Origin of the sequence: Synechococcus sp. Cruz CV12-2-Slac-r, assembly GCF_024346075.1 — a bacterium.
Classification (GTDB): Bacteria; Cyanobacteriota; Cyanobacteriia; order PCC-6307; family Cyanobiaceae; genus Synechococcus_D.
Genome location: NZ_JAGQEK010000002.1, coordinates 43,652 through 49,806, shown reverse-complemented (window position 1 = coordinate 49,806; position 6,155 = coordinate 43,652). Strand labels below are relative to the sequence as shown.

The window sequence follows — 6,155 nt, the reverse complement described above, 5'->3', positions numbered from 1 at the left end:
AAGGCACTACAGCATTACCAAATCGCCTTTGGCAGCGTTCCAGTAATTGGGGGATTAAACCAATTTCTGGCGTAAGCATTAACACGCTCCTGCCGGCTTCCAGTTCAGGAATGCAACAACGCAGATAGATCTCAGTTTTACCGGAACCTGTTACTCCCCAAAGCAGCCATTCCTTTTGCTCGCGCTGATTTTGGAAGAGCTGCAGCACATTGGCTTGATCTGGATTGAGATTTGGCGGAATTTCAAGGTTTCTTGCCGGGCTAGAAGGCCAGCCCTGGGGCGGTTTTGTTTGATTGCTTAATTCAACTAAGGCCTTTGCCTCAAGCAACTTCAATAGCGAACGGCTGTATCCATTGAGAACAAGCTCTTTAACCGGCTTGGGCCCCTGTTGCCGCAAGAGTTCGAGCAAAAGTTGCTGCTTTGCAGTTACTGCTTTTGACGCTTTAGAAGTTGAAGTTTTAGAAGTTGAGGTGGCAAGGTTTAGATAACTATGATCATGTTTTGGAATCGCCCTGGCTACAAGTTGCTTACGACCCAAACCAGCAGCCTGTTGTTTCTTGCCTAACCAGCCATTGGGTAAGGCGGTTTTAAGCACCTGAAAAGGGGCTGTATGGCATTGATTAGCCACTGCAATAAGTAACTTTTGCCATTTTTCGTTTATTGCCGCAGGTTCGAGTCGCTCTAGTACAGGTTCAAGGCTGATGCCCTCGGGAATTGCCGCATTTGTTTCATTTACTAACCCATTGTGAAGTTTTCCACGTAATTTCACCCTTACCAAATCACCAACTTCTAAGACCATGCCAGAGCCGTTGCTGTAGCTGAGAAGTAGGCCTTCTCGACCCGCTTCCACCCATACACTTACAGCCGTTACATGCCCGCCCACTAGGTATTTGCCGTTTTTAAAACCCCAACCTCTTATCCAAACCCACTTATTGATTACTTGCCGATCTTCTGATCTTTTCTTAAGATATTTGTGTTGGGCTGTTCAGCAGCTCCTGAAGCACAGCGGAGCTTCAGCCAGTGGGTAGACCTTGGGAAGCTTGCTTCGGGTCTGCGATCACCCCTGACAACCCTGCTAAACCCTTTCGCCAGCTGAGTATGGCGGAATTTCTGTAGAAATTTTTTGCCTTGGTCTGATCATTCAGGTTGAGGCATGCATTTGTTTGCATCCCCTGTTTGCATTTTTGTTCGCATGACTGCTACTGCCGTTTCTGAAACCTTGGCCCCTGTGGAGCTGGAAATTCCCGCACTTGCGGAAATTATGCCTAAGGCTGAAAAGCTTGTAAAAAAAGTTGCTGTTAAGGCAAAAACCTCAGCAAAAACAACCACAGCTAAGGCTGATGTAGCAGTGAAGGCTGCGGCAAAACCAAAGGCTGCGGCAAAGCCAAAGGTTGCTGCAAAAACAACAGTAGAAACTGCGGCAAAGCCAAAGGCAGTAGCAAAACCCAAAGCAGAAACTGCTACTAAGCCAAAGGCTGCAGCAAAGCCAAAAGCAGAAACTGCTACTAAACCAGCCACAAAAAATACCAAAACCGCCCTAAAAACAACAACTAAAACAACAACTAAAGCAGCTTCAAAAACCGCTACAAAAACTTCAGTTAAACCAGCTTCCAAAAAAACAAGCACCAGCTCTGTAAAAACTGCCTCTAAAAGCGCGACAAAAGCTTCAACTGATGATGAACCCACCATCGAAGTGAGCGCCGAAGAGTTACAGGAGATGGCCGATGCGCTTTCATCAGATTCAAAAGAAATTAAGGGCTCTGCAAAGGCCGCAAGTATTAAAATCGGACCTAAAGGAGTTTATACAGAGGATTCAATTAGGGTTTATCTGCAAGAGATAGGCCGCATCCGCCTACTGCGAGCAGACGAAGAAATTGAATTGGCGCGTAAAATTGCTGATTTACTACAACTAGAGGAACTAGCTAACCAATTCGAAGAGGATAATGGTCATTATCCTGACAACAAAGAATGGGCAGCATTAGTTGAAATGCCTTTGATTAAATTCCGCCGCCGTTTAATGCTTGGCAGGCGGGCAAAGGAAAAAATGGTGCAATCTAATCTCCGATTAGTTGTATCTATTGCTAAAAAATATATGAATCGGGGCTTATCTTTTCAGGATCTAATCCAGGAAGGCAGTCTTGGTTTGATTAGAGCCGCTGAAAAGTTTGACCACGAAAAAGGTTATAAATTCTCCACATACGCCACTTGGTGGATTCGTCAAGCAATCACTAGGGCTATCGCTGATCAAAGCCGCACAATTCGCTTGCCAGTTCATCTATACGAAACAATCTCACGGATTAAGAAAACAACAAAAATACTTAGCCAAGAATTTGGCCGTAAGCCCACTGAAGAAGAGATCGCCGAATCAATGGAAATGACCATTGAGAAGTTGCGATTTATTGCTAAATCAGCTCAGCTTCCGATCTCTTTGGAAACCCCAATTGGAAAGGAGGAAGATTCACGACTTGGTGATTTTATTGAAGCTGATATCGAAAATCCTGATCAAGATGTTGCAAAGAACTTACTTAGGGAAGATCTTGAGGGTGTACTTGCAACTCTTAGCCCTAGAGAACGCGATGTATTGCGTTTGCGCTACGGCCTAGATGATGGCAGGATGAAAACACTAGAAGAAATCGGACAAATATTTGATGTAACACGTGAACGCATTCGCCAAATAGAGGCAAAAGCTTTACGTAAATTGCGCCATCCCAACCGCAATGGCATATTAAAAGAGTATATTAAATAACATTATTATTGTGATTTTAGAAGATCTCAGGGGCTTGCGATCCGCTCCAATTTTATCCCCGCAAGAAAAGCAACAACTTGCAACTGATTTAAAGCAGCGCATCGCGGCGTGCGATTGGTTCACCATTGGAGTGATGGCGCCCACTGCAAATGATGCACTTATTAGTTTGCGTCAAATGGAGGCATTTTGGAATTGGCTTCCGCTCCAATTCCAGGATTCGAGCCCATTGCCCCAGGGGCCTGTTTTCCTTAAAGGTAATCAACGCACCGGAAAGTTGATGCTGCGTTTTGAAGAAGGCTTGGGGGAGGGTTTGTTAATCAGTGGGCAAGCCCCTTCTAACCCGGCTGCAGAAGACACATGGGGTCCCTTACCCCTTGATTTCTTCAAGTAGCTCGAATGTTTTATTGTCTACTAAGTAGGCTTCTCAATAGTTTCAACTAACCACCGCACAGATAACCAGCGCAAAATGACCACAACCATCCTAAGAATCGCTTCCCGCCGCAGTCAGCTTGCGATGGTGCAAACCGAATGGGTGCGAGACCAGTTGCTCCTAGCCCATCCAGGCCTAGAGATCAGCATTGAAGCGATGGCAACTCAAGGCGACAAAATTTTAGATGTGGCACTAGCTAAAATTGGCGATAAGGGCCTTTTTACAAAAGAATTAGAGGCTCAAATGTTAGTTAATCAAGCAGATATTGCCGTCCATAGCCTTAAGGATTTACCAACTAATTTGCCTGATGGCTTGATGCTTGGTTGTGTAACCGAACGGGAAGATCCTGCAGATGCTTTGGTAGTTCATGCACGCCATCAGGATAAAACCCTCGCTAGCTTGCCAGCAGGTGCAGTGGTAGGAACAAGTTCATTAAGACGTTTAGCCCAATTAAAATATCACTACCCTCACCTTCTTTTTAAGGACGTAAGAGGTAATGTGATTACACGTTTGGAAAAGTTAGATTCTGGTGATTATGACTGTCTAATATTGGCTGCCGCCGGTTTAGGGCGTTTGGGTCTTAGTAATCGCATTCATGAACTTATTGATCCAAATATTTCGCTTCATGCAGTCGGTCAGGGCGCTCTAGGGATCGAATGTCGCGTTGCAGATCCAGAAGTATTGACACTGATAAAAATGCTTGAGCATCGTCCAACTGCATTGCGATGTTTAGCTGAACGCTCATTTCTACGCAGCCTTGAAGGGGGCTGCCAGGTTCCAATCGGAGTGAATTCAAGTTTTGAAAACGGTAATTTGCATCTCACCGGCATGGTGGCCAGCCTTGATGGATTGCGCTTGATTCGCGATCAGGCAAGTGGGCCTGAATCAGATCCCGAATCAATAGGAATTGCCCTAGCTGAAAAATTACGTAGCCAGGGTGCTGGAGAGATACTCCAGGAGATATTTGCAAATGTTAGACCCCAAAGCTGAAGCTACTGCGGCTCCATTTCAATGGGGGTTATTAGCTTGGGCGGCTTTAGTTGGTTTATCAACTGGCTTTGCAATTGTTGGTTTTCATTATTTACTCGGCTTTATAAATAATTTAATTTATGGCCCTTTTGTTGCTTTTGTAATCGATGCGGTTGGCCCCCACCCGGTGTTGCCTGAGGTGCTTCCCCCCCCGCCACCAGCGGCTACCTCCACGCCATTGCAATCCTTGTTGCAAATTGGCCTTGGCGGTTTGGGCGTTTTATCTCCTCCAGTGGCGCTGCCTCCGGAACCTGTATTGCCACCGATACCAATGCCACCACCTTGGTTGAGCAGTTGGCCGGTGGTGTTAGGGCCACTGCTTGGGGGCGTATTAGTTGGATTATTGAGGCTAATCACTAAAGATCTCGGCCCTAGTTTGCCCAGTTTGATGGCGATGGCTGATGGCCGCATGCAGGCAGAGCCACGCTTGCCCTTTGCGCGATTGCTGGGTGCTTCCATCAGTCTTGGCAGTGGAGCTTCCCTTGGGCCAGAGGGTCCAAGTGTTGAAGGTGGCGGCAATATCGGTTTATGGCTTGGCAAGCGGGCTGGCTTACCCCCTGATTCCCTCAAAGCGCTTGTGGGGGCAGGAGTTGCCGCTGGCTTAGCTGCAGGTTTTCGGGCGCCTATTGCAGGGGTGTTTTTTGCTTTTGAAGGCGCCTACAGCACAATCCCAGGCAGGCCCAGTTTGCGGGCAGTGCTCGTGGCCGCAGTTTGTTCAACTTTAGTTACGCAATTGGGCCTTGGTGATACGCCGATTTTTCGATTGCCTGCCTACGAAGTTAGATCCCCTTTAGAACTACCTTTATATCTGGGCTTGGGCTTATTAGCTAGTTTTGTTTCTTGGGGTTTGGTGCGTTTATTAGCACTTGGTCGTAGTGAATTTGTGCAAGTTCAGTTAGGAAAAATGCCCCCTTGGTTATTAACTGGTGCGGGCGGTTTAGCAGTTGGTTTATTAGCGCTTGGCTTTCCACAGGTGTTAGGGGTTGGTTACGACACAATTGAATCTCTTTTAGGTTCTGGCGGTGGCATTAGTTTGCTCACTTTGCTTGGCTTATTATTAGTTAAATTACTAGCTACCGCCATTAGTAATGCCACCGGATTCATAGGGGGTGGATTTGCACCATCCTTATTTTTAGGAGCAGTACTTGGAAATTTTTATGGGCAACTTCTCGGAGATGGGGGCTTTGGTTTACCTGTAGCAGAAGCGCCTGCTTATGCCATGGTTGGTATGGCAGCTGTACTAGCCGGGGCGGCGCGAGCACCGTTAACGGCGTTGCTGTTGTTATTTGAGCTAACCCGCGATATCAGGATTGTTTTGCCACTGATGGCAGCAACTGGTTTGAGCGCATTGCTGGTGGAGCGTTGGCAGGGTTTGGCTGATCCAGGTTTACTGGGCCCTGATCCCGCGGAAGAGCAACGCAGAACTCAATTGCAACAATTACCTGTATTGGATGCATTAGAGCAAGAGGCGCCATTGGTTCTTCCAGCTGATCTTGCACCTGCCACCGCTTTAGGAATGTTGCTTGATGCCCGCTGCCACTGCTTACTTGTGGAGCAATCAGGTTGGGTAAAGGGTTTGATTACACTGGCTGATTTGCAACAGGTACTCAACTCAAATCGCAGTATTTCGTTCCTATCTGATTGTTTACGGAGCGAATTAGTATGGTTGCCAACATCTGCAGATTTAAGTCGTTTAGAAGATCAATTAAGACCTAATGGTTTACGTCAGTTACCTCTTTTTATTGTTGAAGATGGCCTTTCCGCTCAACTTCCTCAGGGCTTACCTCCAGAGGGCTTAGCTGTTACCCAGTTGCGCGGTATTGCCAGCAGAGATGGCATGAGTAGGGCATTGGCAAGGCAGCTTAAGGCTTATAACTAGCAAGCTAATTGCGCTTATTGCGCTAATGTAAATTTACTTTCTTTTACTGTCAGTTTCATGGCTGCCACTTT

General features: G+C 46.6%; 5 protein-coding genes. 4 read left to right on the top strand and 1 reads right to left on the bottom strand.

Features of this window, described 5'->3' with window-relative positions; genetic code table 11:
- Positions 1-883, bottom strand: an 883-nt coding sequence (locus KB557_RS00640; RefSeq protein ID WP_255130862.1) for a DEAD/DEAH box helicase, incomplete at its 3' end; no start/stop codon positions are given.
- Between the two features lie 465 nt (positions 884-1,348).
- On the opposite strand from KB557_RS00640, the gene rpoD reads away from it, so the two are divergent.
- From rpoD to KB557_RS00620, 4 genes are all read left to right on the top strand, one after another.
- On the top strand, positions 1,349-2,746 hold the full coding sequence (gene rpoD, locus KB557_RS00635) for an RNA polymerase sigma factor RpoD (protein ID WP_399218417.1): 1,398 nt from the start codon (positions 1,349-1,351) through the stop codon (positions 2,744-2,746).
- 10 nt (positions 2,747-2,756) lie between these two features.
- Positions 2,757-3,137: a DUF1824 family protein gene (locus tag KB557_RS00630; RefSeq protein WP_255130861.1), complete on the top strand. Its 381-nt coding sequence runs from the start codon at positions 2,757-2,759 to the stop codon at positions 3,135-3,137.
- A 75-nt stretch (positions 3,138-3,212) separates the two neighbouring features.
- Positions 3,213-4,166: a hydroxymethylbilane synthase gene (hemC, locus tag KB557_RS00625; protein ID WP_255130860.1), complete on the top strand. Its 954-nt coding sequence runs from the start codon at positions 3,213-3,215 to the stop codon at positions 4,164-4,166.
- Entirely contained in the window at positions 4,147-6,084 is a 1,938-nt protein-coding gene (locus KB557_RS00620; protein ID WP_255130859.1) for a chloride channel protein, read from the top strand. Before hemC ends, KB557_RS00620 begins: the two co-directional genes overlap by 20 nt.
- Positions 6,085-6,155 lie beyond the last annotated feature (71 nt).